Origin of the sequence: Pseudomonas sp. TWRC1-2, assembly GCF_049896685.1 — a bacterium.
Classification (GTDB): domain Bacteria; phylum Pseudomonadota; class Gammaproteobacteria; order Pseudomonadales; family Pseudomonadaceae; genus Aquipseudomonas.
In genome coordinates this window covers 210,639-234,866 of record NZ_JAFCUU010000010.1, presented here as the reverse complement: position 1 = coordinate 234,866, position 24,228 = coordinate 210,639, and the positions used below count along the sequence as shown (strand labels likewise).

The following is a 24,228-nucleotide window of genomic DNA, read 5'->3' as shown; positions in this document are numbered from 1 at the left end:
ATCGGAAATGCTGAAGGAACGTTGCGAATCCCCCACCCGCAATACCCTGTCCATCCCCAGCAACGACGGCATGTCCGCTGCATGGCTGACCGAATCCAGCGCCCGCGCATACCAGGCGCTCATCTGCTGGCGATACTCATCCAGGCTCTGATGGAAGCCATTGAGCTCATGTTCGATAAAGGCAATGTGGGCGGCGTGGGTCATCCGTGACGTCTCGGCAAAATGGCAAGGCGTCGGAGCATGCCGCAGGAAAAAGCGCCTGGATGAACGGCTGGAAAAATCAGAAAGGGACTGCGCAGAGAACGAAAAAGTCGGTGTCAACTCAAGGCTAAAGGCTACCTCAACTAGCGAAAATGCTTATTGACGGGCACTGCCCTTGCGCGTCCTTGAGCTGCGCTTCAAACGCCATCAACTCCGCTTGCATCTGCTGCAACCTGGCAATCTGCCCGGCCAGTTCGCGCTTCTTGCTGGCGATGGCCTGGTCTGCACGCTCCCAAGGCAAGGCATCGCCCTCGTGCCCGTGCAGAATTCCCTGCAACTCCTTGAGCTTGAACCCCAACTGCTGGGCGCACTTGATCAACGCCAGCAGCTCGACACTTTGCGCCGAATAGACCCGATAACGCCCCTCCCGCTGCGGCGCTGGCAACAGGCCTATCGCTTCATAGTGACGAATCGCCTTGATGGTCGTGCCCGACAGTTGCGCGGCTTTGCCGATGTACATGAAAACTCCCTATTCCCATTAGTCCGCCAGCCTGAGTCAGCCACTTTGCCCGCTGCGCTGGCGTAGAGGCCAACACCGGCCCGAACATCAACGTCTTGGTCGGCTTGATGCCGCAAAACGCCAGTGTGGTGCTGCGCACCTGATGAATGCCGGGCATGCGGTAGAACCAGCGGTAATACCACGGCGGCGTGTCCAGGGTCACCAACACGTGCGCGGTTCGGCCGAGCAGCAGCTTGTCAGGAAACGACTTGCCTTCGCGGTATTTAAAGGCAAAGCCGGGTAGGAAAATACGGTCGATGAACCCTTTCAATAACGCCGGAACACCGCCCCACCAGATCGGGAAAACGAATGCCAGATGGGTGGCCCAGAGGATGTCGGACTGGGCGCTGAGCAAGTCAGGTTCCAATGGTTGGATCTGTGTGTAGCCGTGGTGAAGCACGGGGTCGAAAGTGAGGTCGCCCAAGGGTAGGACGCGTACTTGGTGGCCGGCGATTTTTGCACTGTGGATGTAGGCATCGGCCAAGGCTGAGCAGAAGCTCGTGCCGCAAGGGTGGCCGAGGATGACCAGGATGCGCTGGGGCATGGGGTGAGGTCCTGAAAATGGGGGCTTTCAGGGTAGGGTGTGCCGTATAGGGGAGAGTCAAGCGCCGGACCATGCCGCGCCTCAAGGCCGCTCAGTTAGGCGAACGCAATACGCCACGCAGCGAAGATCAACTGTGGGGGCGGGCTTGCCCGCGAAGACGTCGGCCCAGCAAACAATGATGTTGACTGAACCAGCGCTTTCGCGGGCAAGCCCGCTCCCACAGGGATTTACGCTTGACTGAACAGCATGGGCTTGGCTGATAAATGCCTACGCAACATCAAGCCGTGTGCTTGCTCCCCGTCTCCATGTCCGTGCTGCCCCAAGGCCGCCAGTCGTCGGTGTGCCGTTCACTGCCATGCGGCCCGCTGGAGCTGGTGCCGCCCGCGAGGAATTTCTCCCACAGGTTTTTGCTGTCCGGGTCGCTGTCTTTGTGCAGGTAGGGCGCCAGTCGCGCCAGCGAGCTGCCTTTTTTGTCTTCGGTTTCCTGGAAGTGTTTCCACTCGTCCGACTGATACTCGAACATCGACTTGTCGTCCGGCGTGTCGCGGCCGCCGTACATGTAGGTGGCATAGCGCGCGTATTCGAGCTTGTCGCCCCAGTCGTCCTTGGTCACGCCGGCGTCGGCGAGGTCTTTGAAGAACTTGCCTTGGGAATCGGTGAGTTTTTGCATTTTGGCATGCTCGACCGCCTCGGCAATCAGGGTGCCTGCGACCCCGAAGATCACACCCGCCACGGCGAAAACCGGACCCGCCACGCGCGCGCCGATGGCGAGCCCGCGTATCACCGTCGCGGCGACATCACCGGCCAGTTTGCCTGCCAGGTGAGCACCTTTGGGGGCGAACATCGCGATGGTATTGGCGATCGCCATACCCGTACCGGACGCACCTCCACCCAGCGTGAAGGCAGCGTCAGTTTTTTCCAGTGCGGTCTTGGCGTTTTTCAGTTTGCGCGCGCCGGAAACGATGTCCATCACGCCGCCGGTCAAGTCCAGGCCGGAGCCGCCCATAAACCGCAGGAACGAGCGCCCGGAGGCGATCGCAATTTCGGATTTTGAAGCCGGCGTACCTTTGCCGGGGAGGTCCTTGACGCCCATGTGTTCGCCCAGGGTTTTGGCGGCGCTGTCGTACTCCTTCACCTCATCGGCCGACAGGTTGCCCACGTCGAGTTTCTTGAGGGTGTCGGAAGCTTCCTTGACGCGGGTGCTGATGGATGCGGCCAGCGCGTCAGATTTTTCTGTGGTTTTCTTGCCCCAGATGTCCGGAAGGTTCTCATCGATCAGGCCGAGCCATTCAGTGGCTTTGATTTTTGCCGGACCCTTACCGTCTTTGTCCACGTCAGGTTCATAGGGTTTGGTGCCACCCAGGGTTTCCACAATGTTCGAACCGAACTTGAGGAAGTCGTTAGTGAAGCTCAAGCCGGCGACCAGGTCTTTCGCGGCGGCGATCTTCTGGTCGTCGGTCATGTTGCCGCCGCCATTGGCGAGCTGCAGCGCGCCGCTGACCAGGTTCATGGTGCCCGCCATGGCACTGAGCCCGCCGGTGGAGCTGGCGGTGTGCAGCACTGTCTTCAGGGAGCCAGCGGCCGCTTCGCGATTGGCGCCCAGGCCCTTCAATTGGGTGTCGACCACCTTGTCGATGGCTTTCGGGTCGCCGCTGGCAGCCGCGAGACGAATGGCCGCTGCGATCTGTTTGTTCTCTGCCGGTGTCAGCCCTTTGATATGGCCGTCGAGGATGTCGATCTCATCCTTCATCTTTTTGTACATGTCGTAGGCTTTGTCGCCCTTGTCCAGGCCACCCAGAGCGGCGTTGATACCGCCCTTGATCATCGTGAACGAGGCCTTCAGCCCACTTTCGGTATTTTCCGGCGAGACCTTGTCGGGGTTTTCCATGTAGGTGTTGAGCTGGTGCGTCATCATGTTCTGGTCGAACGTCTGTTTGCGTGCGGTGTAGCTGTCCGGTTCGAGAATGCGCAGCGACTCGAAATAGCGGTCTACGTCCAACTCGGCCATCTCCGATTTCTTCGGATCACCCGAGTCATTCATCGCGATGACATATTCTTCGAAGTTCAAGTTGGCATCACGGGTGCCGTCTTTGAAGAGGGCCGGGAATACTTGTTCGCGCACTTCATTCAACCGATCTTGCGACAAACTACCGACACTTTTCTGTAGTTCTGCGTCGTAGCGGTCCTTAATCCCTTCCTTGCCCATCAACGTGGAAATTTCTTTGGCGAGTTTGTCCTCGTCGACCATCTCTTTGACGTCTTTGCCGTTCAACTGCGTCGGCGTCTTGTCCGTCTCACGGTATGTGCCACTGCCCAGGTTGATGCTCTCCGCGTAGCCGTACAGGTCGTAGCCGTTGTCCAGCGCGGCCTGGGCGTCCATCAGCTTGACGATCTTGGCTTCATCCGAGTCTTCGGCCAGCTTGCCGCTCTTGATGTCATCGCGAATGCCCTGCACGAAATTCTCGGCCGTCTGGCCGCCCACGGTCTTGTCGTTGGGCAGCTCCATGTCCATCAGGCCTTCGGCACCGAAGGTCGGGATGTTGTATTTGTCGCGCAGGGCCTGCACGTCTTCGGGCTCATCGGGCGGCGCGGCCTTGTCGGTGTGCGTCGCGTCTTTGACGTGCATCAGGTCGCCTTTGAGGCTCGAATAGCCGTACTTGCCGAAATCCTGCAAGCGCCCGGCCTCGGTGCCATGGCGGGCTTCCTTGTCTTTGGTGAAACCGTCGATGCTGTCGTTGTCTTTATTCCTGGCGTCGACGCCAGTGAGCAAATGGCCGTTTTCATCGATGCTCACCACATGTTCCAGCACCTGGGTGGCGCGGTACGCGGCGTCGGCGTCGTTCTCGAAATCGCCCACTTGCTTCTTGAGGTTGTCCTTCACGTCACTCTGATTGCCGAGGTTTTTCAGCAGCGGTGTGGCGTCGATAATCTCCTTGGCCGAGCGCGTGTCACCGTCGGGGCGCTTCTGCTGGTCGCCCAAATCCGACTTCACCACCTCGCCGCGCAGGCTGGAATAGCCATACTTGCCGAAATCCTGCAGCCGGCCCGCCTCAGTGCCATGCCGCGCCTCGCCATCTTTGGTGAAGCCGTCGATGCTGTTGTTGCCCACATCCTTGCCATCGGTCAGCTTGCCGTCTTCGTCGATGTATTCGACATGCTCCAGCACTTTGGAGGCGCGATAGGCGGCGTCCGCGTCTTTCTCAAAATCGCCGACCTGCTTTTTAAGGTTGTCCTTCACCCCGCTTTGATTACCGAGCTGGGCGAGCAGCGGCGTGTCATCAATAATTTGCTGGGCCGAGCGGGTATCACCTTCGGGGCGTTTCTGGCCTTTACCCAGCTCGTCCTTGGGTGCTGATGCTTTTTCGACGGATTTTTCCCAGGCAGCGACGGAGCTTTTTTGAGTGACCGCTGCGTCCTTTGGGGTCGTTTCTACCTTCGCTACCATGGTACTTCTCCTGATCTAATTATTACGCCTGCCACTTTTAAAACGCGCAGGGCCGCACAACTTCCCAGGTAACTTACCCGAGGCGGTTTATTGAATAACGAGAGGGCGGCCTTAGTTGGTTGGCCGCTGGGCGTTGCTGCTGTGAAAGATGACGTGACGGAACTTAGCACGGACTATTAGCCCATTCGCAAAGCCTTCACAACAATTCACAACGGCGAGGTTATTTCGGAACATTTATGGAGTAGGGCGGGTATTGGCAAAAGAGCCTGACGTTCAACGCGGGCTTATCGTAGAGCGCGGCAAGCTGGGTGGTGGTGCGCCGCTCCCGCCCAAGAACCGTTCATCAGATTTCAATGCCGGCAGAGACATTCTTAAGCGGAGGGTGCTTTTTGACCGGCGCGACGAACCAGGAAAAATCTCACGCGTGAGCTATTGAGCATCGCCAACATTGCCTGTAGATTTTCTCACGCGTGAGTTTTTCACAACGAGGTCAGCACCATGAAAAGCAGCTCTCCATCGAGCCCGCCAGCAGGGCCCGATCCTGATTCAGCAAGCCGCAAGGGAGAGCGCTTGAAGTCGCCCGCGAAAAAACCATCGAGCTTTTACATGAAGCAGATGCGCGCGGGCCTGACGGCCGCCGGTTATGTGAAACACGAGACTTGGGTGCTTCCCGAAAACCGAAGCCTGCTCAAGCAAATGGAGAAACAGCTTCGCCAACCGATTCTGGCTGGCTCATTCATGTCGGAGAATTTCATGAGCGCAGGTACTAACTGGAATATCGATCGCCTCTTCACAGCGCTTCAGGCCTTGGATGAAGTGGTTTCCAACGACATTACGCTCTCTCTCGTTCAGGGCGCCGAGTCCAGCATCAAGCTGGAAATGAACGACTTCGGGGGCTTGCCGATTTACATCGCGGTGGTCGGCGAACAGATCATCGTGGACACCGTGCTGGTCGACGTCGAGTCCATCAATGACGTAACGGCATTCAATGACGCGGTGCTGCGCAGCCGCGAAATGTTCCCGCTTTCCTCGATCGGCATTGAGTCCATGCCTAACGGCCAAGTTGTTTACAACATGTTCGGTGCGTTGAGCTCCGACTCCAGCCTGACCAACATCGTGACCGAGGTGAAAACCCTGGTCGACAACGTGCAGCGCGCCAGCGAAGCCTTCGAACGTTTCTTCAATTAAGTATTCGGGAGTATCCAATGACTCAGTCCATCTGGAGCAAATTGTTCACCGCGCTGCGTGGCGGTGCCAGCGAAGTCGGCGAATCGATCGTCGACCAACAAGCCCTGCGCATCCTCGACCAGGAAATTCGCGACGCCGACACGGCGCTGGCCAACGCCAAGCGTGAGCTGGTGAGCATCATGGCCAAGCACAAACTGGCGACTGATCGCGTTGGCGAGTACGACGCCAAGATCAAGGACCTGGAGTCCAAGGCCATGGCCGCTATCCAGGCCAATCGTGAAGACCTGGCCATGGAAGTGGCCGAAGCCATTTCGACCCTGACCAACGAACGTGACGTCGAGCAAAAGCAGGCCACCGAGTTCGGCGGCTACGCCGACGGCATGCGCAAAGACATCACCAAAGCCGAAAGCCGGATCAAAAGCCTGCGCCAGCAAGTGGACATGGCCAAGGCGCGCGAAAGCGTACAGAAGGCCCAGGTCAGTGCGTCCATCGCCAGTGGTGGCGCCAACGGCAAGCTGGAAACCGCCGTCGGTACCCTGAATCGCTTGCAGGCCAAACAGCAGCAACGTGCCGCTGAACTGCAAGCCCAGAATGAACTGGCTGAGGCATCCACGGGCACCGACCTGGAGCGCAAGCTGCGCGACGCCGGCATCACGCCGGACACAGGCAGCGCCAATGCGATTCTGGAACGCCTGAAGCAAAAGTCGGCCGAGTAAGCCGCGCCGAAGCAAGAAGGGCAGGCGCTGCCCTTCTTTTTTACATCGAGGTCAGGATGGATGCCCTGAAGGGTTTCAAGACAATCGCAGGCGTGGCGCTGTTGATGGTCGCGCTGCAACTGGTCAATGTGGCGACCGGTTACAGCCTCATGGCATTCGGCCTGATCCCGAGAACGGTGCAGGGGCTGCTCGGCATCCTCACCTCACCGTTTTTGCACGCGTCGTTTGCTTATCTGAGCGCAAACCTGATCGCCTTTTTGGTCCTGGGCACCTTGGTCATTGTCGAAGGAAGCCATCGTTTCATTGCCGTCAGTGCGATCATTATTTTGCTGGGCGGTTCGCTGGTCTGGCTGTTCGGTTTCAGCGGCGTACATATCGGTGCCAGCGGCTGGGTATTCGGGCTATGGGCCTACCTTTTGTCTCGCGCCTGGTTCCACCGAAGCTGGAGCAACCTGATAACGGCCGGCGTTGTGGCGGTCTTGTATGGTGGCCTGGTCGTGGGTTTCCTGCCTCGTCAGGGGATCTCGTTCGAGGGGCACTTCTTTGGCGCGTTCGCCGGGTTTATTGCAGCCAAGGTACTTCTATCCTCGCCGCGCAGCAGGTTTAATGCCGGGTGAACGCACTTGAGCCTCCACACGCCCAGGCGATCTTGTCATCCGCAATCAAATACCCAGGGAGTCAGGGGCCAAATGTCGATGTTTCTTTTGTTGCGCCTGCGCGCCGCCTCCCTCTTTCCCCGCTTCTGCATCGCCTCCGCTCGCCTCAAGGAAATCTCCAATGGGATGGTTTAAACAATTGATGGGGCTTGAGGCCCCGAAAGCGAATACAGCGTCGCAATGGACAGCCGGCAACACCCAGCCGGTCACCGGCCCACTGGGCCTGGCACCCGGCAAAGGCGTGATGTTCGACGCGAGCCTGAAATTGTTGCTCGATGAAAAAACCACGGTAGTGATCCCCGGCTCCCAGGAAATCTGGGCCAACGGCACCGTTGATCTCGGCCAGTCGACCTGGCTGTCGCGCTATTACATGAACGACGAAGATTACTGGCTGCAGGTGCACACCACCGGCGAGATCGCCGGGCAGGTCGAGTCGGTGATCCTGTTCAATTACCTCAGTGTCGTCACCATCAGCAGTGAAGCGGAACTGCGTCGGCTGGCCGGGCCACAAAGCCTGATCGGGCTGCCGACCTACACCCATAACGGCGTGGAGTACACCCGTGTGTGGGGCAGCGAGGCTGGCCAGACAGAGTTGGTGGCAATGACCGAGCAGGTTGTAAACCCCGAGGACGCCTACAGCGTCGAGCTCCGTTCGATGCTGTACGCCCGCGACACCGGCCTGACTGATCGTCGCGAGTTTCTGCTGTTTTCCGTCGAAGAAGACGCAGAGGGCACCGTCAGCCTGAGTACGTCGCTGGGCATTTCGCTGTACACAACCGACCTGACTACGCTTTAAAAAAGGAAAACCCCCATGCTGGAAGCTCTCTCTATCTCCCTGAACAAAGCCGCTGTGTTTGGCTTTGTCACCTACATCCTCGGTGCGGCTGTGCTGTTCGCACTGTTCCAGTTCATCTACACCCGCATCACGCCGCACAAGGAGTTCGAACTGATCCGTGCGGGCAACGTGTCGGCTGCGGTCGCTCTGGGAGGCGCTATCATCGGTTTCGCCATTCCGGCCAGCAACGTGATTGCCTACTCGATCAGCCTCCTCGACTTCGTCGTCTGGGCGGTGATCGCCGCCGTCGTCCAACTGTTGGCGTTTCTGCTGACCAGCCTGGTGCTCAAAGGCACGTCCGAGCGCATCAAGAATGGCGAACTCGCCGCCGGTATCTACGTGGCCGCCGTGTCCATCAGCGTCGGCATGTTGAATGCCGCGTGCATGACGCCTACCCAGAACTGATCGCGCACGGAGCTCCCGATGAAACGAAGCAAGTACGTCCAGTTGTCGCTGGCAGCGTCGGTCGCGATGGCGATATCCGGCTGCGGGCCGACCGAAAAAACCTACGATTTGCAAAAGAAGTACAACTTCCAGTCGGTTCAGCAATGCGCCGATGAAAAGCTTCCAGTGGACGTGTGCTCGGACGCCTACATGACGGCCATGGCCGAGCATCGGCGCATTGCCCCGGTGTACGACAGCCAGGCCGATTGCGATGCCGACTTTGTCGCCAACTGGTGTCAGCAGGACTCCAACGGTAAGTTCATCCCCAAACTGGGCGGTTTCGAACTGACCGCCGCCGGCCAGGTGACGCAATCCCAGGTCGATGCGGCCAACGCGCAAGTCGGCGGCGCCCAAGCGAACAGTGGCGGCTCAGGCTTCTCCACCAGCAGTCTGCTGACGGGCCTATTGATCGGCAACATGCTCAGCAACAATCGCAACAGCTACCGCTCCGAACCGGTGTACCGCTACCGCGATGATCGCGGCGATTACGGTTCTTCGACGCTCAACCAGCGGGTCTCGAATGGGGCGACGTTCGGCCGGTCCAACCAGGCCAGGTACGGCAGCAGCAATTACACCAACACGCTGCGCTCCTCCAGCAAGCCGGTGTCCGTGGCGTCCTCTACCTCCCGTGGTGGCTTTGGCAGCAAAGCCAGCGCCCGCAGCGGCTGGGGCGGCGGCGGGTCGAGCAGTTAAGGAAACCGGGCCATGAAAAAGATCCACTGCGCAGAGCGTCATGACTGGAAACAAACCGCCGACAGCCTCGGCTTCCTGTTCCACACCATCGACGACGAACCCTACTGGGACGAGCACGCGTACTACCAATTCACGCTCGAGCAAATCGAGCGCGACCTTGAAGACCCGACCACCGAGATCCATGACATGTGCATGGACCTCGTGGCCCGCGTGGTTCAGAGCGAAGAGCTGCTGGAACGCCTGAGCATTCCCGCGCCGTTCTTCGACATGATCCGAACCTCATGGCTCGAAGGCCACCCGCACCTGTACGGGCGCATGGACTTCTCCTACAACGGCAGCGGGCCCGCCAAGCTGCTCGAACTCAACTACGACACACCGACCAGCCTCTATGAAGCCGCGGCGTTTCAATGGGGCTGGCTGGAACAATGCATCGAACGCGGCCTGCTGCCCAAGCACGCTGACCAGTTCAACAGCATCGACACCAAACTGCATCAGGCCTTCGCCCAATTGCAGGTCAACCAGCCGTTCTACTTTGCCTCGATGAAAGACTCGGTCGAAGACAAAGGCACCACCGACTACCTGCGCCTGGTCGCGGAAAAGGTCGGCATCGAATCCCGCCACATCGACATCGAAGACATCGGCCTGACCAGCGAAGGCCGTTTCGTCGACCTGGAAGATCGCTGGATCCCGCACCTGTTCAAACTGCACGCCTGGGAGTTCATCTTCCACGAGCCCTTCGGCGCCGCGATTGCCCAGTGCGATACCCAGTTCTTCGAGCCCGCCTGGAAATCCATCCTCTCCAACAAAGGCATCCTGCCGCTGCTGTGGGAATTCAACAAAGGCCACCCTAACCTGCTCGCATCCCACCTGGATACCGACCCCGGCAAAGCCGTGCCAAAGGGCTGGGTGCGCAAGCCGTTCTTCTCCCGCGAAGGCGCCAACATTGAACTGCACACCGCCGACGGCCTGATCGTAAAAGAAGACGGCCCCTACACGGATGCGCCGTTTATCCTCCAGGAGTTTGCGCCGCTGCCGCGCTTTGGTGACAGCTACACGCTGATCGGCTCCTGGGTGATCGGCGATCAAGCCGCCGGCATCGGCGTGCGCGAAGACAACAGTTTGATCACCAAAGACTCCAGCCGGTTTCTCCCGCACCTGATCCTCGACTGATCGCGCGGGCTTGCCCCAATACTCAAAGGAGCAAAGAACAAATGTGGGAGCGGGCTTGCCCGCGAAGACGGTGTATCAGCCACTGAGTAAATGACTGATTCACCGCCATCGCGGGCAAGCCCGCTCCCACAGGTTTTTTGGGAAACCCTGTCAACCTCAGCCCTGACGCGCCGTCACCGCCGCATACCCATTCATCAAATTCCGATAGTTAGGAATCCGCTGAGACAACAAATTCCCCAACCCTTCCATGTCATTGCGCCAGTCACCCTGCAACTCACACGCCACCGAAAACCAATTCATCAACTGCGCACCGGCCTGCGTCATGCGGCTCCACGCCGCCTGCTGCACCGTGGTATTGAAGGTGCCCGACGCATCCGTCACCACAAACACCTCAAACCCTTCTGCCAGCGCCGACAACGTCGGGAACGCCACACACACATCCGTCACCACACCCGCAATGATGATCTGCTTGCGCCCGGTCGCCTTGACCGCCTTAACGAAGTCCGCGTTATCCCACGCATTAATCTGACCCGGGCGAGCGATATACGGCGCCTCCGGGAACATCTCCTTCAACTCCGGCACCAGCGGGCCGTTAGGGCCTTGCTCGAAACTGGTGGTGAGGATGGTGGGCAGGTTGAAGAACTTGGCCAAGTCCGCCAGGGCCAGCACGTTGTTCTTGAACTCGTTGGGGGAGAAGTCCTGCACCAGCGAGATCAGACCGGTTTGGTGGTCGACCAGCAGGACTACGGCGTCGTCTTTGTTCAAGCGGCTGAGGGTTGGAGTGCTCATGGTTGAAATCCTTTTTTGGTTGGGTTGGTTGGGCGTTGCGTTCAACATGGGCACAGATTAATGGGTGGGGGGTGAGGGATAAATCGGGCGGGAGGGGTAATACTGTCAACTCAGAGGTGACAGTGGTTGGAGGGCCAGCAGTACCGGTCCCTTTCATTTGCAGGACGTTTCCTAGAGAATCCCAGCGGCTTGCGCCAGCAAAATCCCGCGACTAGGCTGCGGACCGTCACTGCATATTCAGTGGTCGGGTTTAGTCGCCCGGACTTCGCTAGGCGCACGCGCCATCCCAAAGCCAGGTGTTTCCTCATCTGCACTTTATGGTGGCTGTGCGCAGGGCACCTTCGGGTGCGCCGGTGCCTAGCGGCCGGTCGACTAACCTGCGTACAGCCGCCACCTCTGCTCGTTTAGTCGCGAAAGGACGGTGGTATCACTTACCGCTAGAGGTTTTCTATGGATAACGTTGTTTCAGATTTGCCGTCATCGGCTGCGACTAACCCATTTACTGTTAACGAAGAGCTGAGCTTTGAAGATGCCTGGGTGCGTGTGGCGGAGTTGCTGCAATGTGCGGTGGCTACGTCGCAGGCGCTGGGTAAACCGCTGGAGGCGCCGCATCGGGCGGTGATGCATTTAGTGGAGATGGCGAAGATGGTGGCGGATCGGGCTGTGGAGTGTATGCAGCCTAAATAACGCGACTGAGGGGAGGGCGAGGCGATTAGCGGCCTGCTTTTGCTTATCCAATAGTCCAACAACGGTTGGACTATTGGTCTGTGGTTCTTACAGGCATTAAAAAGCCGGCTTGTGGCCGGCTTCTCGGGGACTGCCTCAGCTTGTTTTTGACAAACCTCACCAGCCTTCAAATCGCTCAGCCCACATCACGTCTGGCTGAATAGTAAGGGCATCAGCGGGAACTCCTCCGCATCGCCAGGCAGGATGGATAGCGCAAAGCCACCCCCTGCCAAATGTGCGGCGGATGATACCCACATTCACCTCAAATGCCTACCTCCGGGTCCGATTTAGAGCCTTCCCAGCCCAGCAGGTGTTCGTCCAGCGGCACCGGTCGGCGGTTGTTGAGGGTGGACCACCAGAACACCCAGCCCACGATCTGAAAGTTCTGTTCGAAGCGTTGCTCGTGGGTGAGGTATTCATCCGGGTGTTCGCTTGCGTTGTGGCTGCGCATGCGCAGGCCGCCGCCGGGGCGGTTGTAGAGGTATTTGATGCGCAGCATGCCGTCGTGTTCGACGGCGTAGATTTCGCCGTCGGTGATTTGGCTGCGGCCGCGGTCGATGGCGAGGGTGGCGCCTTGCTGGATGATGTCGATCATGCTGTTGTCGACCATGTAGGCGCCTATGGCGCGGTCGGGGTTTACGTTGAGGGTTTCCAGAGTGTGAAGGGAGACGCGGATGCGCTCGGTGGAGGTGAAGGTGGGGTGGAGGGCGATCTCCACGTCGATTTTTTCCGGGAGGCAGGCGGGGCCTGTGAGGTATTTGCCGCTTTCTTCGCGGGTGGGCAGTCCTTTGGTGGTGCCGGGGCCTTCCAGCAGGAAGTTGGCCGGTGGGTGTTTGAGGCCTTCGCCGGTGCGTAGCCAACGGCTGGAGACGCAGAGCAGTTCTGCGATCTCGTTGAGTCGGCCCATGGGCACGCCGCGTTTGAACCAGTTGTTCACGTGTTGAGGCGTGACGCCGCGGTTCTTGGCGAAGTCGGAGGCGGAAAGATGAACTTCCCGTAATAACGCTTTTAGTCGATCACCTGATGTATTCATAAACGCAGAGTTTACTGGCCGGAAAAAGACATCAAATAAACTATGCGTTGAATTGCGCGTGTAGGGATTTACTTAGTTGTAGGTCGATATGTCAGTGTCTTAACGCTGTTAAACATTGCGCATTAAACATTGCACTTGGAGTTTAATTTTTCCCACAAAAAAAGCCCCGAATAGTCGGGGCTTTTTTGATTGCCGGGGCAATGAGGAGCGGGTATCAGCCTTTGTAGGCGGCTACCGACTTCATGATCTCGGCGCGGGCAGCGTCTGCGTTGCCCCAACCGTCGATCTTCACCCATTTGCCTTTTTCGAGGTCTTTGTAGTTCTCGAAGAAGTGCTTGATCTGTTCCAGCAGCAGTGGCGGCAGGTCAGTGTATTCCTTCACGTCCACGTACAGCTGGGACAGCTTGTCGTGGGGCACTGCGATAACTTTGGCATCGCCGCCGCCGTCGTCGGTCATGTTCAGGATGCCGACTGGGCGCGCGCGGATAACCGAGCCTGGGGTAACCGGGTAAGGGGTTACAACCAGCACGTCGAGAGGGTCACCGTCGTCAGCCAGGGTGTTGGGGATGAAACCGTAGTTGGCCGGGTAGAACATTGGGGTGGCCATGAAACGGTCAACGAACAGGCAGTCGCTGTCTTTGTCGATTTCGTATTTGATCGGCGCGTGGTTGGCCGGAATTTCGATGGCGACGTAGATGTCGTTCGGCAGGTCTTTGCCAGCCGGAATCTTGCTGTAGCTCATTGGGCGATGCCCCCGTAGTTGGCCATTGAACATGGCCGGATTGGCCTAAAAGTGGCGGCGATTATAGGCATATTCTGACGCCGATGCCATGCGTCAGACGTCGTACGGCGCGTGGCGTTCCGTCTGATAGCGCGCGTCGCTGGCTTGCAGTTGGTGCAGGCGGGCCAGGGGATCCTGGCGATAGAAGCGGCTCAGTTGCACGTACACCTGTGGATAAGTGCTGACCAGTAAATCCGGGGCGCTGAAAAAATATTCGCTGGTGACGGCAAAGAACTCCGCCGGGTTTTCGGCGGCGTAGGGGTCGATCTCGGTGTCGGCGTCCGGGTTGGTGTCCAACTGGCGATTGAGGTCATCAAAGGCGCTTTGCATCACGCTGGCCCAGTCCTGCACGCGCATGTCGTGGTGCAGCGGCGGCTGGCCGTTGGCGTCGCCGTTGAGCATGTCGAGTTTGTGCGCCAGCTCGTGGATCACCAGGTTGTAGCCTTCCCACTGGCCGCTGGCCAACACGCCGGGCCAGGCGAGAATCACCGGGCCTTGCTGCCAGGCTTCGCCGCTGTGTTCGCCGTCCCACTCGTGTTCGACGCCGCTGACATCGCGATGGCGCTGAGGGCTGATGAAGTCGTCGGGGTACAGCACGATTTCGTGGAAACCCTGATACCAGTCGAGGTCGCCGAGGTTCATCAGCGGCAACTGCGCCTGGGCGGCGAGCAGCAGGCGCTGTTCCTGGTGCAGCTCGACGCCGGGCAGGGCGGTGAGGTGTTTTTCGGCGAGGAAGACTACGCAGGCTTCGCGCAGCCACTGGTCTTGCTCGGCGCTGATGCCATCGAGGAAGCTCAGGTGGTGGCGCACCCGTTGCCAAGTGTCATCGGCAATCGGGTGCTTGGCCAGCAGGCGCCGGCGACGCCAGGCGCTGAGGGACCACATCGCAGGTTACTGCGGTTTGGCTTCGGAGGACGAGCGGCCAAAGCGGCTGCGGAACACACCGATGATCATCGGGATCAGCGACAGCAGGATGATAAACACCACCAGCAGCGACAGGTTCTTCTTGATGAACGGCACATTGCCGAAGAAGTAACCCAGGGTCACCAGGCCGCCGACCCACAGCACGGTGCCGAACACGCTGAACCCAAAGAAGCGCGGGTAAGGCATTTTGGCGATGCCGGCGACGAAGGGTGCGAAGGTGCGCAGGATCGGCAGGAAACGCGCCAGGGTCACGGTTTTGCCGCCGTGCTTGTCGTAGAACTCGTGGGTTTTTTGCAGGTAGTCGCGGCGGAAGATTTTCGAGTTCGGGTTGCTGAACAAGCGTTCGCCCACTGTTCGCCCGATCACGTAGTTGGTGCTGTCACCCAGGATGGCCGCCAGCATCAGCAAGCCGCCCAACAGGATCGGGTCCATGCCGCCGCCTGCCGCGATAGCGCCAGCGATGAACAGCAAGGAATCACCGGGCAGGAATGGCATGACCACCAAGCCGGTTTCGCAAAAGATAACCAGGAACAGAATGGCGTAGATCCACACTCCGTAGTTTCTCACCAGCATGTCGAGGTACACGTCGAGATGCAGGATAAGGTCGAGCGGGTTGAAATCCATGGATGGCACCTGTGTGAATGGCCCGGCTCAGCAGGCCAGTGCGGGGTCTACGGGTAAGTAAGGCTACAAGTGTATGCCGTATTTCTTACAACCCTGAAAGGTCCGCATTATACGTATTGAGAGGTGAAAAGCGTGTGGGTTTTGTAGCGGGGCGTGTCGTGGGTATGTCCGATCTACATTGATCCAAATAGGGGAGCGGGCCTTCTGTGGCCAGCGGGCTTGCTGTGGCGAGCGGGCTTGCCCCGCGTTGGGCTGCGAAGCAGCCCCCCGAGAAGTTCTGCATTCCTTCAGTTATAACTCGGCGGCTGGTTTTGGGGCTGCTGCACAGCCCAACGCGGGGCAAGCCCGCTCGCCACACTCAGCCCGCTCGCCACTGTAAGGCCGTTCACCACAAGGGGAAGCCGAAGCCATTCGGCGTTATCAGTTTTCGCTGATCGGCAACACGTAGTTCTTGAACTCCGTATCTTCGCGAAAGCCGATCGACTCATAAGTCTTCTGCGCCACCTCGTTATCACTGCTGGTCGACACCCGCAGCCGCACCGCCTGGGTTTCCTTGGCCATTTTCTTGGCCGTGCGCATCAGGTTGTCCGCCACCAATTGCCGGCGAGCATCTTCGGCCACGTAGATGTCGTTGAGGATCCACACGCGCTTAAGCGACAGCGACGAAAAGCTCGGGTACAGCTGACAAAAGCCCAGCAACCGCTTGTCATCATCGTCGGCCAGGGCCAGGTAGATCACCGACTCCTTGCGGCGCAGGCGTTTTTCCAGAAACGCCCGCGATGAGTCCGGAAACGGCAGCGCGCCATAGAACTCGCGGTATTTGACGAACAACGGGGTCAACAGGTCCAAGTGTTCCAGGGTCGCTTGAGTAATCCGCATGCCAGGCCTCAACTTCCAAAGGGGGGATGACCACACAAGCGGCCGTGACCGGATGCTGCCTAATGGCGCGAAAAAGCGCAATCGTGCGGCTATCGTTCATTCCGGCGGGCTGAGCAGGAAATTGCCTTTCATCAGGTCAGGATCATCCGATTCAATGGTCTGCACCTGTGCCTCGTCCTTGAGATTGACCCCCGACAGCTGCCGGCGACACGCCTCTTTCATCAAGTAAAGCAGGCGATGCGCGGCCATGCCGTAGCTCAGGCCTTCCAGTCGCACGTTGGAAATGCAGTTGCGGTAAGCATCGGTAAGCCCGACCTTGGGGTTGTAGGTGAAATACAGCCCCAGGCTGTCCGGCGAGCTGAGCCCCGGCCGCTCGCCGATCAGAATCACTACCATCTTGGCGCCCAGCAACTGGCCGATTTCATCGGCCACCGCCACGCGGCCCTGTTCCACCAGGATGACTGGCGACAAGGACCACCCTTCGGCGTGAGTCTGTTCTTCCATGCGTGTCAGAAACGGCAGCGTGTGTTTATGCACGGCCAGCGCCGACAGCCCATCGGCCACCACCACGGCAAGGTCCACACCGCCAGGGTTGGCGGCGGCGTAGTCGCGCAAGCTCTGCGCCGACTCATCACTGAGGCGTCGCCCCAGGTCCGGGCGTTGCAAATACATATGCCGGTCAACAGCGGCGCTGTGCAGCAACAGGCTGTCACGGCCGCGCTCGGCCAATTGGCTGCTCAGGCCTTGATGGTCAAAAGGCAGGTGCACCGCATCGCGCGCCTGGGCGTGGGCGAATTGAAAATCCAGCTGCGCGCTGGTGGGAATGCTGGTGCCGGTGCGGCCCAGGGCGATGCGCGCTGGGGTCAGGCGGCGCAGTTCCAGCCACGGGTTGTCAGGCAGTTCTACTTGCACAGGCGGCTCCTTCATCCCAATTGCTTCAAGGCGTGGCGAAACGCCGGTGGCAGGCTGTTGCCGAAGTGCACCTTGCCATCGGCTTGCGTGAAGATGCCCATCTTGGCCAGCCACTGTTCAAACTCCGGCGCCGGTTTTAAACCCAATGTTTGCCGGGCGTATAACGCGTCGTGGAACGAGGTGGTCTGGTAGTTGAGCATGATGTCATCGGAGCCGGGGATGCCCATGATGAAGTTGATCCCGGCCACGCCCAGCAAGGTCAGCAGGGTGTCCATGTCATCCTGGTCGGCTTCGGCGTGGTTGGTGTAGCAGATGTCGCACCCCATCGGCACGCCGAGCAGCTTGCCGCAGAAGTGGTCTTCGAGGCCGGCGCGAATGATCTGCTTGCCGTTGTACAGGTACTCGGGGCCGATAAAACCTACAACGGTGTTGACCAAAAACGGCTTGAAATGCCGCGCAACGGCGTAGGCGCGGGTTTCACAGGTTTGCTGGTCGACGCCAAAGTGCGCGTTGGCCGACAAGGCGCTGCCCTGGCCGGTTTCGAAATACATCAGGTTCTGGCCCAAGGTGCCGCGGTTCAGGCTCAAACCCGCCTCGTAACCTTCCTGCAGCACGCTCAGGCTGATGCCGAAACTGGCGTTGGCCGCTTCGGTGCCGGCAATCGACTGAAACACCAAGTCCAGCGGTACACCTCGGTTGATGGCCTCGATGGACGTGGTCACGTGGGTCAGCACGCAGGCCTGGGTGGGGATTTCGTAGCGCTGGATGATCGCATCGAGCATCTCGAGCATGGCGCAGATCGAGGCGATGCTGTCGGTGGCCGGGTTGATGCCGATCATGGCGTCACCGTTGCCGTAGAGCAGGCCGTCGAGAATGCTCGCGGCGATGCCCGCCGGTTCATCCGTCGGGTGGTTGGGCTGCAGGCGCGTCGACAGGCGCCCGCGCAGGCCCATGGTGCCGCGAAACTGGGTAACCACGCGGATCTTTTGCGCGACCAGTACCAAGTCCTGCACGCGCATGATCTTGGACACGGCGGCGGCCATTTCCGGTGTCAGCCCGGGCGCCAGGGCGCGTAGGGAATGTTCATCGGCCGCGTCGCTGAGCAGCCAGTCGCGCAGGCCGCCGACGGTCAGGTGGCTAACCACGCTAAACGCCTGTTTATCGTGGGTGTCGATGATCAGCCGGGTGACTTCGTCGCTTTCGTAGGGGATCAGCACTTCTTCGAGGAAGTGTTTCAGCGGGATGTTCGCCAACGCCATCTGCGCGGCCACGCGTTCGCCGTCGTTCTGCGCGGCCACGCCGGCCAGGAAGTCCCCGGAACGCGCCGGGCTGGCCTTGGCCATCACGTCCTTGAGGCTGTCGAAGCGGTAGGTCTGTGCACCCACCGCGTGGGAAAAGCTTGCCATACAGTGTCTCCTTGGCGACGCGGGCCAGTTGCCCGCGTCGAGGTTTACGGCATTCAGTGCAAGGCGGCCTCTGCGGCCTGGATCGCGGCGAATTCTTCTTCGGGCGTACCTGCTACCAAGTGATGCCGGCTGTAGAAAGCAAAGTAAGCAATTAATACTCCATAGATGATCGCGGCGCCAATCACCACCCGTGGATCCACCAGAAAGCCCGCCACTACCGCTACGCAGGCCAGTACCAGCGCGACACCAGAGGTGAAAATGCCGCCCGGCGTACGGTACGGACGGTCCATTTTGGGGCGGCGGATGCGCAGGGTGATGTGCGCGGCCATCATCAGTACGTAGGAAATGGTCGCGCCAAACACCGCCACCAGGATCAGCAAGTCACCCTGGCCGGTCAGCGACAGGCCAAAACCGATGATGCCCGGGATCACCAGCGCCAGCACCGGCGCCTTGCTTTTGTTGGTCTGCGACAGCTTGCGCGGCAAGTAACCGGCGCGGGACAAGGCGAATATCTGCCGCGAATACGCGTAAATAATCGAAAAAAAGCTCGCGATCAGCCCGGCCAGGCCGACCAGGTTGACGAAGCTGCCCATCCAGGTCGAACCGCCGTAGGACAGTGCCAGCGCCTCAACCAATGGGTTGCCCGACTTGATCAACGCGTAAGTGCCGGCGCCGCCGGGGGCGATGACCAGAATCAACAGGGCAAAACTGGTCAGCACCACAATGGCGCCGATCAGGCCACGAGGTAGGTCACGCTTGGGGTTCTTGGTTTCTTCGGCAGCCAACGGCACGCCTTCGACGGCGAGGAAAAACCAGATTGCATAGGGAATCGCCGCCCATACGCCGACGTAGCCGAACGGCAAGAACGTGCTGGCGCCCTTGGCCTCGGTCACGGGGATGTCCAGCAGGTTCGCAACGTTGAAGTGCGGCACCATCGACACCAGGAACACGCCCAAGGCAATCGCCGCAACGGCGGTAATCACAAACATCAGCTTCAAGGCTTCGCCCACGCCGAAGATGTGGATGCCGATAAAGATGATGTAGAACGCCAGGTAAATCATCCAGCCGCCAATGCCGAAAAGCGACTCGCAATAAGCGCCGATAAACACCGCAATGGCGGCGGGGGCGATGGCGTATTCGATCAGGATCGCAGTGCCGGTGAGGAAGCCGCCCCAGGGGCCAAAGGCGCTGCGGGCAAAGCCGTAGCCGCCGCCAGCGGTGGGGATCATGGAAGACAGTTCGGCCAGGGAGAAGCACATGCACAGGTACATGGTGGCCATCAGCAAGGTGGCGAGGAACATGCCGCCCCAGCCACCTTGGGCCAGGCCGAAGTTCCAACCGGCGTAGTCGCCGGAGATCACATAGGCAACGCCAAGGCCGACCAACAGCACCCAGCCGGCGGCGCCTTTTTTAAGTTCGCGTTGTTGGAAGTAGTCGGTGCCGACTTTTTCGAAGTCGACGGAAGAGCCAGTAGGTTCGCTAGGCATGGGAAAGTACCGTCCATTCTTATTGTTTTTAACTCGGCCTCTTTGTGCCGAATGCGAGTTGCGAGTACTTGCGAAGATCTAATGTGGGCGCTGGCTTGCCTGCGAAAGCAATGTGTCAGCCACCACACGCTTAGTTGATACACCGCCATCGCAGGCAAGCCAGCTCCCACACTTGATTGCATTTCAAGTTGAGAACTGGTCGCCTGTTACAGGTTTAAGTTAGAAGAAACCCAACGGATTAATGTCGTAGCTCACCAGCAAGTTCTTGGTCTGCTGGTAGTGATCCAACATCATCTTGTGCGTCTCACGGCCCACGCCGGACTTCTTGTAACCGCCGAACGCGGCGTGCGCCGGGTACAGGTGGTAGCAGTTGGTCCACACGCGGCCGGCCTTGATCGCGCGGCCCATGCGGTAGGCGCGGTTGATGTCGCGGGTCCACACACCGGCGCCCAGGCCGAACTCGGTGTCGTTGGCAATCGCCAGGGCTTCGGCTTCGTCCTTGAAGGTGGTGATGCTCACCACCGGGCCGAAGATTTCTTCCTGGAACACGCGCATTTCGTTGGTGCCCTTGAGCAGGGTCGGCTGGATGTAATACCCGCCGGCCATGTCGCCGCTGAGCTGCTCGACCTTGCCGCCGGTGAGTAGCTGCGCGCCTTCGCCTTTGGCGATTTCCAGGTAGGACAGGATCTTGTCGAACTGCTGCTCGGACGCCTGGGCGCCGACCATAGTGTCGGTGTCCAGCGGGTCGCCGCGTTTGATCTGCTCGATTTTCTTCATCACCACTTTCATGAAGTCGTCGTAGATCGACTCTTCCACCAGCGCGCGCGATGGGCAAGTGCACACCTCGCCCTGGTTGAAGAAGGCCAGCACCAGGCCCTCAGCGGCTTTTTCGATAAACGATGGCTCGGCTTTCATGATGTCGGCGAAGAAGATGTTCGGCGATTTGCCGCCCAGCTCAACGGTGGACGGAATAATGTTCTCGGCCGCCGCGTGCATGATGTGCGAGCCCACCGGTGTGGAGCCGGTAAAGGCGATCTTGGCGATGCGCTTGCTGGTGGCCAGGGCTTCGCCGGCTTCTTTGCCGTAACCGTGCACCACGTTCAGCACGCCTGGCGGCAGCAGGTCGCCGATCAGCTCCATCAGCACGTTGATGCCCAGCGGCGTTTGCTCGGCAGGCTTGAGCACCACGCAGTTACCGGCGGCCAGGGCCGGGGCGAGTTTCCACGCGGCCATCAGCAGCGGGAAGTTCCACGGGATGATCTGGCCGACCACGCCCAGCGGCTCGTGGAAGTGATACGAGGCGGTCAGTTCGTTGATTTCGGCGCTGGTGCCTTCCTGCGCGCGGATGCAGCCGGCGAAGTAGCGGAAGTGGTCGGCCGCCAGTGGGATGTCGGCGTTGAGGGTTTCACGCACGGCTTTGCCGTTGTCCCAGGTTTCGGTGATGGCCAGCAGTTCGAGGTTCTGTTCGATGCGGTCGGCGATTTTCAGCAGCACCAGCGAGCGGTCCTGAGCCGAGGTCTTGCCCCAGGCATCTGCGGCGGCGTGGGCGGCGTCGAGGGCTTTGTCGATGTCTTTGGCCGTGGAGCGCGGGAAGTCGGCGATAGGCTTGCCGTTGACCGGCGAGGTGTTGGTGAAGTAGTTGCCATCCACCGGCGCGACGAATTCGCCGCCGATGTAGTTACCGTACTTGGCCTTGAACGAAACGATCGCGCCTTCAGTACCGGGATGTGCATAACGCATGGTGGGTATCTCCTGACTTTTATGTTTATTGGAGTTCAGCGGTGTTGCGCTTGATAAAGCGTAGAGCAAAGGTCGGGCCACTGCTTTGCAGGCCAGGTAAATCAAGGGCTTGAGGTTTATTGCAAAGCGTTGCTGTGACAGGGCTGGTACAGGCAGGGTGACAGTGTGTGCCACAAACGGTACAGCCTGTGACCGGCGGGTCTGCCCGGGATTGCAATGCCTGGATGGCTGGGGGATGCTGGCTGTTCTCACGCAGAGAGAATAATAAGAACATGCAAAACGATCACTTCAGTCGCCATGCCCAGCAAGTCCTCACCGTCACCCGTGGGCAGGACCTTGCCCAAGGCCCCGGCAGCGACCCGTCCATCGCCCGCTCCTGGCTGCGTTGCCTGGAGGATTATCACCTCGACCCCGCGTTGAGCGTCGCCCCCACCGTGCTCGAACATGGCCGCCTGCTGGAAAGCCGCGAACGCCTGCAGCAGGTGCTGCACATTGCCGGCAGCGAAATGAACAGCCTGCATCAGCAGCTTTCCGGCGCCGGCCATGCGGTATTGCTCACCGATGCGCGTGGGGTGATTCTCAACTGTGTGACAGCACCTTCGGAACGTAAGATTTTCGAGCGCGCCGGGCTGTGGCTGGGCGCCGACTGGAGCGAAGCGTGCGAAGGCACCAACGGCATCGGCACCTGCCTGGTGGAGCGCCAGTCCCTGACCATTCACCGTGATGAACATTTTCGCGGCCGCCACACCGGCCTGACCTGTTCGGCAAGCCCGGTGTTCGACCCTCAGGGTGAGCTGTTGGCCGTGTTGGACGTGTCGTCGGCGCGTGAAGCCGTGTCGCGTCAGAGCCAATTCCACACCATGGCGCTGGTGAACCTGTCAGCGAAGATGATCGAGAGTTGTTACTTCCTGCGTCATTTTGAAAACCAGTGGTTGCTGCGTTTTCACCTGCAGGCCGAATCCGTGGGGCTATTCAGTGAAGGGTTGCTGGCGTTCGATGGCGAAGGGCGGATCTGCGCCGTCAACCAAAGCGCGCTGAACCTGCTGGCACAGGCGCGTGGCGGTTTGCTGGGGCAACCTGTGGAGGCGTTTTTCGAGTGTTCCCTTGATCAGCTGCTCGGCTGTGCCAGCGCCAACGCCACGGCCAGTTGGCCACTGCGTACCCGTGATGGCCGGCATTTATTCGCCGCATTACGCGGCCAGGCGCGCAGCGTACCGGCACCGCTGGCCAAGCCCGAGGCGCCGCGCCTGGCGGGCATCTGCCTGGGCGACCCGGTGCTGCAGAATGAGTTTCGCAAGGCGCTGCGGGTGTTCGAACGCGACGTGCCGTTGCTGATCAACGGAGAAACCGGTTCGGGCAAGGAAGCCTTCGCCAAGGCCGTGCATCAGGCCAGTCAGCGGGCTGACAAGGCGTTTGTTGCGCTCAACTGTGCCGCCATCCCTGAAAGCCTGATCGAAAGCGAGCTGTTCGGGTATCGCGGCGGCAGTTTTACCGGCGCGCTCAAGGAAGGCATGCGCGGCAAGTTACAGCAGGCCGACGGCGGTACCTTGTTTCTCGACGAGATCGGCGACATGCCCCTCGCATTGCAAACCCGCCTGCTGAGGGTGTTGGAAGACCGTCTGGTCGTGCCCATCGGCGGTGAGCCGCAAGCAATCAATGTGCGGATCATCAGCGCAACCCACCGTGATTTGTTGGCGCGCGTGGCCAGCGGCAGCTTTCGCGAAGATTTGTACTACCGCCTCAATGGCCTTGAAATTGACGTACCGCCTTTGCGCGAGCGCAGCGACAAAGCCCAATTGCTGGACTTTTTGCTCGCCGATGAGGCGCCAGGGCAGGTCGTGTTGCTCGACCAGATAGCGCGCCAGGCGCTGCTGGACTTTGCCTGGCCGGGCAACGTGCGGCAGTTGCGCAACGTATTACGCACCTTGGCGGCGTTGTCCGAGGATGGGCGCATCAGGTTTGACGACTTGCCGCCAATCATTCGTCGGGCCCGCCCCGTCGTGGCCTCTGAACCGGTTCCCGGTCTTGCCTTGAACGATGCGGAGCGCGTGGCCTTGCTTGAAGCGTTGCAGCAACACCATTGGCACATGACCCACACCGCTGAGCATTTGGGGGTGAGCCGAAATACGCTTTACAGAAAGTTGCGCAAACACGGGATTGAACGAAGTTCTTGAGCTTAATCAGGCCATTAACGCCGGTTATGTGTTGCGTAATGTAGAGAGAGAAACAAACAGTAATTGACATATCCGAACGCAGACTTTTCGGCAGTCTGTTGTGATGTTTGTAGGCGGTTGCACCACTCAGTGCGTGAACAGTCAGCCAGACTGTTTTGCCTGCGAGGTGTTGAATGACTAATGTTTCGAAGTTTAGTCCACAGCCAATCTTTGCAACTCATGCAGCGGCGCCGGTCGTGAAGTCCGCCCCGGCGCCTGCCGATAACCCTGCCATTGGACAGGCGCGCAATACCGCGTTGCCG

The 24,228-nt window shown here is 59.6% G+C and carries 23 protein-coding genes; 9 read left to right on the top strand and 14 right to left on the bottom strand.

Going from position 1 to position 24,228, the window contains the following annotated elements; translation table 11 throughout:
* The 4 genes from ACP7B3_RS25905 to ACP7B3_RS25890 form a co-directional block, all read right to left on the bottom strand.
* A partial coding sequence (locus ACP7B3_RS25905; RefSeq protein ID WP_426181863.1) for a hypothetical protein occupies nucleotides 1-204 on the bottom strand: 204 nt, incomplete at its 3' end.
* A gap of 136 nt (nucleotides 205-340) precedes the next feature.
* Nucleotides 341-721 carry a MerR family transcriptional regulator gene (locus ACP7B3_RS25900; RefSeq protein ID WP_416364937.1) on the bottom strand — a complete coding sequence of 127 codons (381 nt, stop codon included), beginning with the start codon at nucleotides 719-721 and terminating at the stop codon, nucleotides 341-343.
* Nucleotides 660-1,304, bottom strand: coding sequence for an NAD(P)H-dependent oxidoreductase (locus ACP7B3_RS25895; protein ID WP_426181860.1), 645 nt, complete (start codon nucleotides 1,302-1,304; stop codon nucleotides 660-662). The genes ACP7B3_RS25900 and ACP7B3_RS25895 overlap by 62 nt, the downstream gene beginning before the upstream one ends.
* A gap of 277 nt (nucleotides 1,305-1,581) precedes the next feature.
* The gene (locus tag ACP7B3_RS25890; RefSeq protein WP_426181857.1) at nucleotides 1,582-4,749 is read right to left on the bottom strand and encodes a hypothetical protein; all 3,168 of its coding nucleotides are present in this window, start codon (nucleotides 4,747-4,749) and stop codon (nucleotides 1,582-1,584) included.
* Nucleotides 4,750-5,355: 606 nt separating this feature from the next.
* Here ACP7B3_RS25890 and ACP7B3_RS25885 point away from each other — a divergent pair.
* From ACP7B3_RS25885 to ACP7B3_RS25855, 7 genes are all read left to right on the top strand, one after another.
* Entirely contained in the window at nucleotides 5,356-5,937 is a 582-nt protein-coding gene (locus tag ACP7B3_RS25885; RefSeq protein WP_145162716.1) for a YjfI family protein, read from the top strand.
* Nucleotides 5,938-5,954: 17 nt separating this feature from the next.
* Entirely contained in the window at nucleotides 5,955-6,653 is a 699-nt protein-coding gene (locus tag ACP7B3_RS25880) for a PspA/IM30 family protein (RefSeq protein ID WP_426181854.1), read from the top strand.
* 56 nt (nucleotides 6,654-6,709) lie between these two features.
* The gene (locus ACP7B3_RS25875) at nucleotides 6,710-7,270 is read left to right on the top strand and encodes a rhomboid family intramembrane serine protease (RefSeq protein WP_426181851.1); all 561 of its coding nucleotides are present in this window, start codon (nucleotides 6,710-6,712) and stop codon (nucleotides 7,268-7,270) included.
* 160 nt (nucleotides 7,271-7,430) lie between these two features.
* Nucleotides 7,431-8,105 carry a DUF2491 family protein gene (locus ACP7B3_RS25870; protein WP_426181848.1) on the top strand — a complete coding sequence of 225 codons (675 nt, stop codon included), beginning with the start codon at nucleotides 7,431-7,433 and terminating at the stop codon, nucleotides 8,103-8,105.
* 15 nt (nucleotides 8,106-8,120) lie between these two features.
* A complete protein-coding gene (locus ACP7B3_RS25865; protein WP_106580265.1) occupies nucleotides 8,121-8,549 on the top strand; it encodes a DUF350 domain-containing protein in 429 nt (142 codons plus the stop codon).
* An 18-nt stretch (nucleotides 8,550-8,567) separates the two neighbouring features.
* Nucleotides 8,568-9,281: a DUF1190 domain-containing protein gene (locus ACP7B3_RS25860; RefSeq protein WP_159960212.1), complete on the top strand. Its 714-nt coding sequence runs from the start codon at nucleotides 8,568-8,570 to the stop codon at nucleotides 9,279-9,281.
* A 12-nt stretch (nucleotides 9,282-9,293) separates the two neighbouring features.
* On the top strand, nucleotides 9,294-10,451 hold the full coding sequence (locus ACP7B3_RS25855; RefSeq protein ID WP_426181844.1) for a glutathionylspermidine synthase family protein: 1,158 nt from the start codon (nucleotides 9,294-9,296) through the stop codon (nucleotides 10,449-10,451).
* Between the two features lie 156 nt (nucleotides 10,452-10,607).
* Here ACP7B3_RS25855 and ycaC read toward each other — a convergent pair whose 3' ends face one another.
* The gene (gene ycaC, locus ACP7B3_RS25850; protein ID WP_242201397.1) at nucleotides 10,608-11,240 is read right to left on the bottom strand and encodes an isochorismate family cysteine hydrolase YcaC; all 633 of its coding nucleotides are present in this window, start codon (nucleotides 11,238-11,240) and stop codon (nucleotides 10,608-10,610) included.
* A 450-nt stretch (nucleotides 11,241-11,690) separates the two neighbouring features.
* Here ycaC and ACP7B3_RS25845 point away from each other — a divergent pair, with 450 nt between their 5' ends.
* Nucleotides 11,691-11,927 carry a DUF6124 family protein gene (locus ACP7B3_RS25845; RefSeq protein WP_426181839.1) on the top strand — a complete coding sequence of 79 codons (237 nt, stop codon included), beginning with the start codon at nucleotides 11,691-11,693 and terminating at the stop codon, nucleotides 11,925-11,927.
* Nucleotides 11,928-12,228: 301 nt separating this feature from the next.
* Here the strand turns inward: ACP7B3_RS25845 and ACP7B3_RS25840 are convergent, their stop codons facing one another.
* The 9 genes from ACP7B3_RS25840 to exaC form a co-directional block, all read right to left on the bottom strand.
* The gene (locus ACP7B3_RS25840) at nucleotides 12,229-12,999 is read right to left on the bottom strand and encodes a LexA family transcriptional regulator (RefSeq protein WP_145162536.1); all 771 of its coding nucleotides are present in this window, start codon (nucleotides 12,997-12,999) and stop codon (nucleotides 12,229-12,231) included.
* A gap of 214 nt (nucleotides 13,000-13,213) precedes the next feature.
* Entirely contained in the window at nucleotides 13,214-13,741 is a 528-nt protein-coding gene (gene ppa, locus ACP7B3_RS25835) for an inorganic diphosphatase (protein WP_003176323.1), read from the bottom strand.
* A 93-nt stretch (nucleotides 13,742-13,834) separates the two neighbouring features.
* A complete protein-coding gene (locus ACP7B3_RS25830) occupies nucleotides 13,835-14,665 on the bottom strand; it encodes a zinc-dependent peptidase (RefSeq protein WP_426181835.1) in 831 nt (276 codons plus the stop codon).
* Nucleotides 14,666-14,671: 6 nt separating this feature from the next.
* On the bottom strand, nucleotides 14,672-15,328 hold the full coding sequence (locus ACP7B3_RS25825) for a DedA family protein (protein WP_106579396.1): 657 nt from the start codon (nucleotides 15,326-15,328) through the stop codon (nucleotides 14,672-14,674).
* A gap of 420 nt (nucleotides 15,329-15,748) precedes the next feature.
* Complete coding sequence (locus tag ACP7B3_RS25820) at nucleotides 15,749-16,207, bottom strand: GNAT family N-acetyltransferase (protein ID WP_145162530.1); 459 nt, start codon at nucleotides 16,205-16,207, stop codon at nucleotides 15,749-15,751.
* 96 nt (nucleotides 16,208-16,303) lie between these two features.
* Nucleotides 16,304-17,134: an ethanolamine ammonia-lyase subunit EutC gene (gene eutC / locus ACP7B3_RS25815; RefSeq protein ID WP_426181830.1), complete on the bottom strand. Its 831-nt coding sequence runs from the start codon at nucleotides 17,132-17,134 to the stop codon at nucleotides 16,304-16,306.
* The gene (locus ACP7B3_RS25810; RefSeq protein WP_426181827.1) at nucleotides 17,131-18,525 is read right to left on the bottom strand and encodes an ethanolamine ammonia-lyase subunit EutB; all 1,395 of its coding nucleotides are present in this window, start codon (nucleotides 18,523-18,525) and stop codon (nucleotides 17,131-17,133) included. Before ACP7B3_RS25810 ends, eutC begins: the two co-directional genes overlap by 4 nt.
* Nucleotides 18,526-18,578: 53 nt before the next feature.
* Complete coding sequence (gene eat, locus ACP7B3_RS25805; RefSeq protein ID WP_145162522.1) at nucleotides 18,579-20,012, bottom strand: ethanolamine permease; 1,434 nt, start codon at nucleotides 20,010-20,012, stop codon at nucleotides 18,579-18,581.
* A 219-nt stretch (nucleotides 20,013-20,231) separates the two neighbouring features.
* The gene (gene exaC / locus ACP7B3_RS25800; protein ID WP_369302435.1) at nucleotides 20,232-21,752 is read right to left on the bottom strand and encodes an acetaldehyde dehydrogenase ExaC; all 1,521 of its coding nucleotides are present in this window, start codon (nucleotides 21,750-21,752) and stop codon (nucleotides 20,232-20,234) included.
* A 272-nt stretch (nucleotides 21,753-22,024) separates the two neighbouring features.
* On the opposite strand from exaC, the gene ACP7B3_RS25795 reads away from it, so the two are divergent.
* A complete protein-coding gene (locus ACP7B3_RS25795; RefSeq protein ID WP_426181823.1) occupies nucleotides 22,025-23,926 on the top strand; it encodes a sigma-54-dependent Fis family transcriptional regulator in 1,902 nt (633 codons plus the stop codon).
* Nucleotides 23,927-24,228: the final 302 nt, after the last annotated feature.

What these genes read in the sequence shown, in the direction of transcription:
- ACP7B3_RS25900 (WP_416364937.1), bottom strand. Translation starts at nt 721, where the DNA reads ATGTACATCGGCAAAGCCGCGCAACTGTCGGGCACGACCATCAAGGCG.
- ACP7B3_RS25895 (WP_426181860.1), bottom strand. Translation starts at nt 1,304, where the DNA reads ATGCCCCAGCGCATCCTGGTCATCCTCGGCCACCCTTGCGGCACGAGC.
- ACP7B3_RS25890 (WP_426181857.1), bottom strand. Translation starts at nt 4,749, where the DNA reads ATGGTAGCGAAGGTAGAAACGACCCCAAAGGACGCAGCGGTCACTCAA.
- ACP7B3_RS25885 (WP_145162716.1), top strand. Translation starts at nt 5,356, where the DNA reads ATGAAGCAGATGCGCGCGGGCCTGACGGCCGCCGGTTATGTGAAACAC.
- ACP7B3_RS25880 (WP_426181854.1), top strand. Translation starts at nt 5,955, where the DNA reads ATGACTCAGTCCATCTGGAGCAAATTGTTCACCGCGCTGCGTGGCGGT.
- ACP7B3_RS25875 (WP_426181851.1), top strand. Translation starts at nt 6,710, where the DNA reads ATGGATGCCCTGAAGGGTTTCAAGACAATCGCAGGCGTGGCGCTGTTG.
- ACP7B3_RS25870 (WP_426181848.1), top strand. Translation starts at nt 7,431, where the DNA reads ATGGGATGGTTTAAACAATTGATGGGGCTTGAGGCCCCGAAAGCGAAT.
- ACP7B3_RS25865 (WP_106580265.1), top strand. Translation starts at nt 8,121, where the DNA reads ATGCTGGAAGCTCTCTCTATCTCCCTGAACAAAGCCGCTGTGTTTGGC.
- ACP7B3_RS25860 (WP_159960212.1), top strand. Translation starts at nt 8,568, where the DNA reads ATGAAACGAAGCAAGTACGTCCAGTTGTCGCTGGCAGCGTCGGTCGCG.
- ACP7B3_RS25855 (WP_426181844.1), top strand. Translation starts at nt 9,294, where the DNA reads ATGAAAAAGATCCACTGCGCAGAGCGTCATGACTGGAAACAAACCGCC.
- ycaC (WP_242201397.1), bottom strand. Translation starts at nt 11,240, where the DNA reads ATGAGCACTCCAACCCTCAGCCGCTTGAACAAAGACGACGCCGTAGTC.
- ACP7B3_RS25845 (WP_426181839.1), top strand. Translation starts at nt 11,691, where the DNA reads ATGGATAACGTTGTTTCAGATTTGCCGTCATCGGCTGCGACTAACCCA.
- ACP7B3_RS25840 (WP_145162536.1), bottom strand. Translation starts at nt 12,999, where the DNA reads ATGAATACATCAGGTGATCGACTAAAAGCGTTATTACGGGAAGTTCAT.
- ppa (WP_003176323.1), bottom strand. Translation starts at nt 13,741, where the DNA reads ATGAGCTACAGCAAGATTCCGGCTGGCAAAGACCTGCCGAACGACATC.
- ACP7B3_RS25830 (WP_426181835.1), bottom strand. Translation starts at nt 14,665, where the DNA reads ATGTGGTCCCTCAGCGCCTGGCGTCGCCGGCGCCTGCTGGCCAAGCAC.
- ACP7B3_RS25825 (WP_106579396.1), bottom strand. Translation starts at nt 15,328, where the DNA reads ATGGATTTCAACCCGCTCGACCTTATCCTGCATCTCGACGTGTACCTC.
- ACP7B3_RS25820 (WP_145162530.1), bottom strand. Translation starts at nt 16,207, where the DNA reads ATGCGGATTACTCAAGCGACCCTGGAACACTTGGACCTGTTGACCCCG.
- eutC (WP_426181830.1), bottom strand. Translation starts at nt 17,134, where the DNA reads ATGAAGGAGCCGCCTGTGCAAGTAGAACTGCCTGACAACCCGTGGCTG.
- ACP7B3_RS25810 (WP_426181827.1), bottom strand. Translation starts at nt 18,525, where the DNA reads ATGGCAAGCTTTTCCCACGCGGTGGGTGCACAGACCTACCGCTTCGAC.
- eat (WP_145162522.1), bottom strand. Translation starts at nt 20,012, where the DNA reads ATGCCTAGCGAACCTACTGGCTCTTCCGTCGACTTCGAAAAAGTCGGC.
- exaC (WP_369302435.1), bottom strand. Translation starts at nt 21,752, where the DNA reads ATGCGTTATGCACATCCCGGTACTGAAGGCGCGATCGTTTCGTTCAAG.
- ACP7B3_RS25795 (WP_426181823.1), top strand. Translation starts at nt 22,025, where the DNA reads ATGCAAAACGATCACTTCAGTCGCCATGCCCAGCAAGTCCTCACCGTC.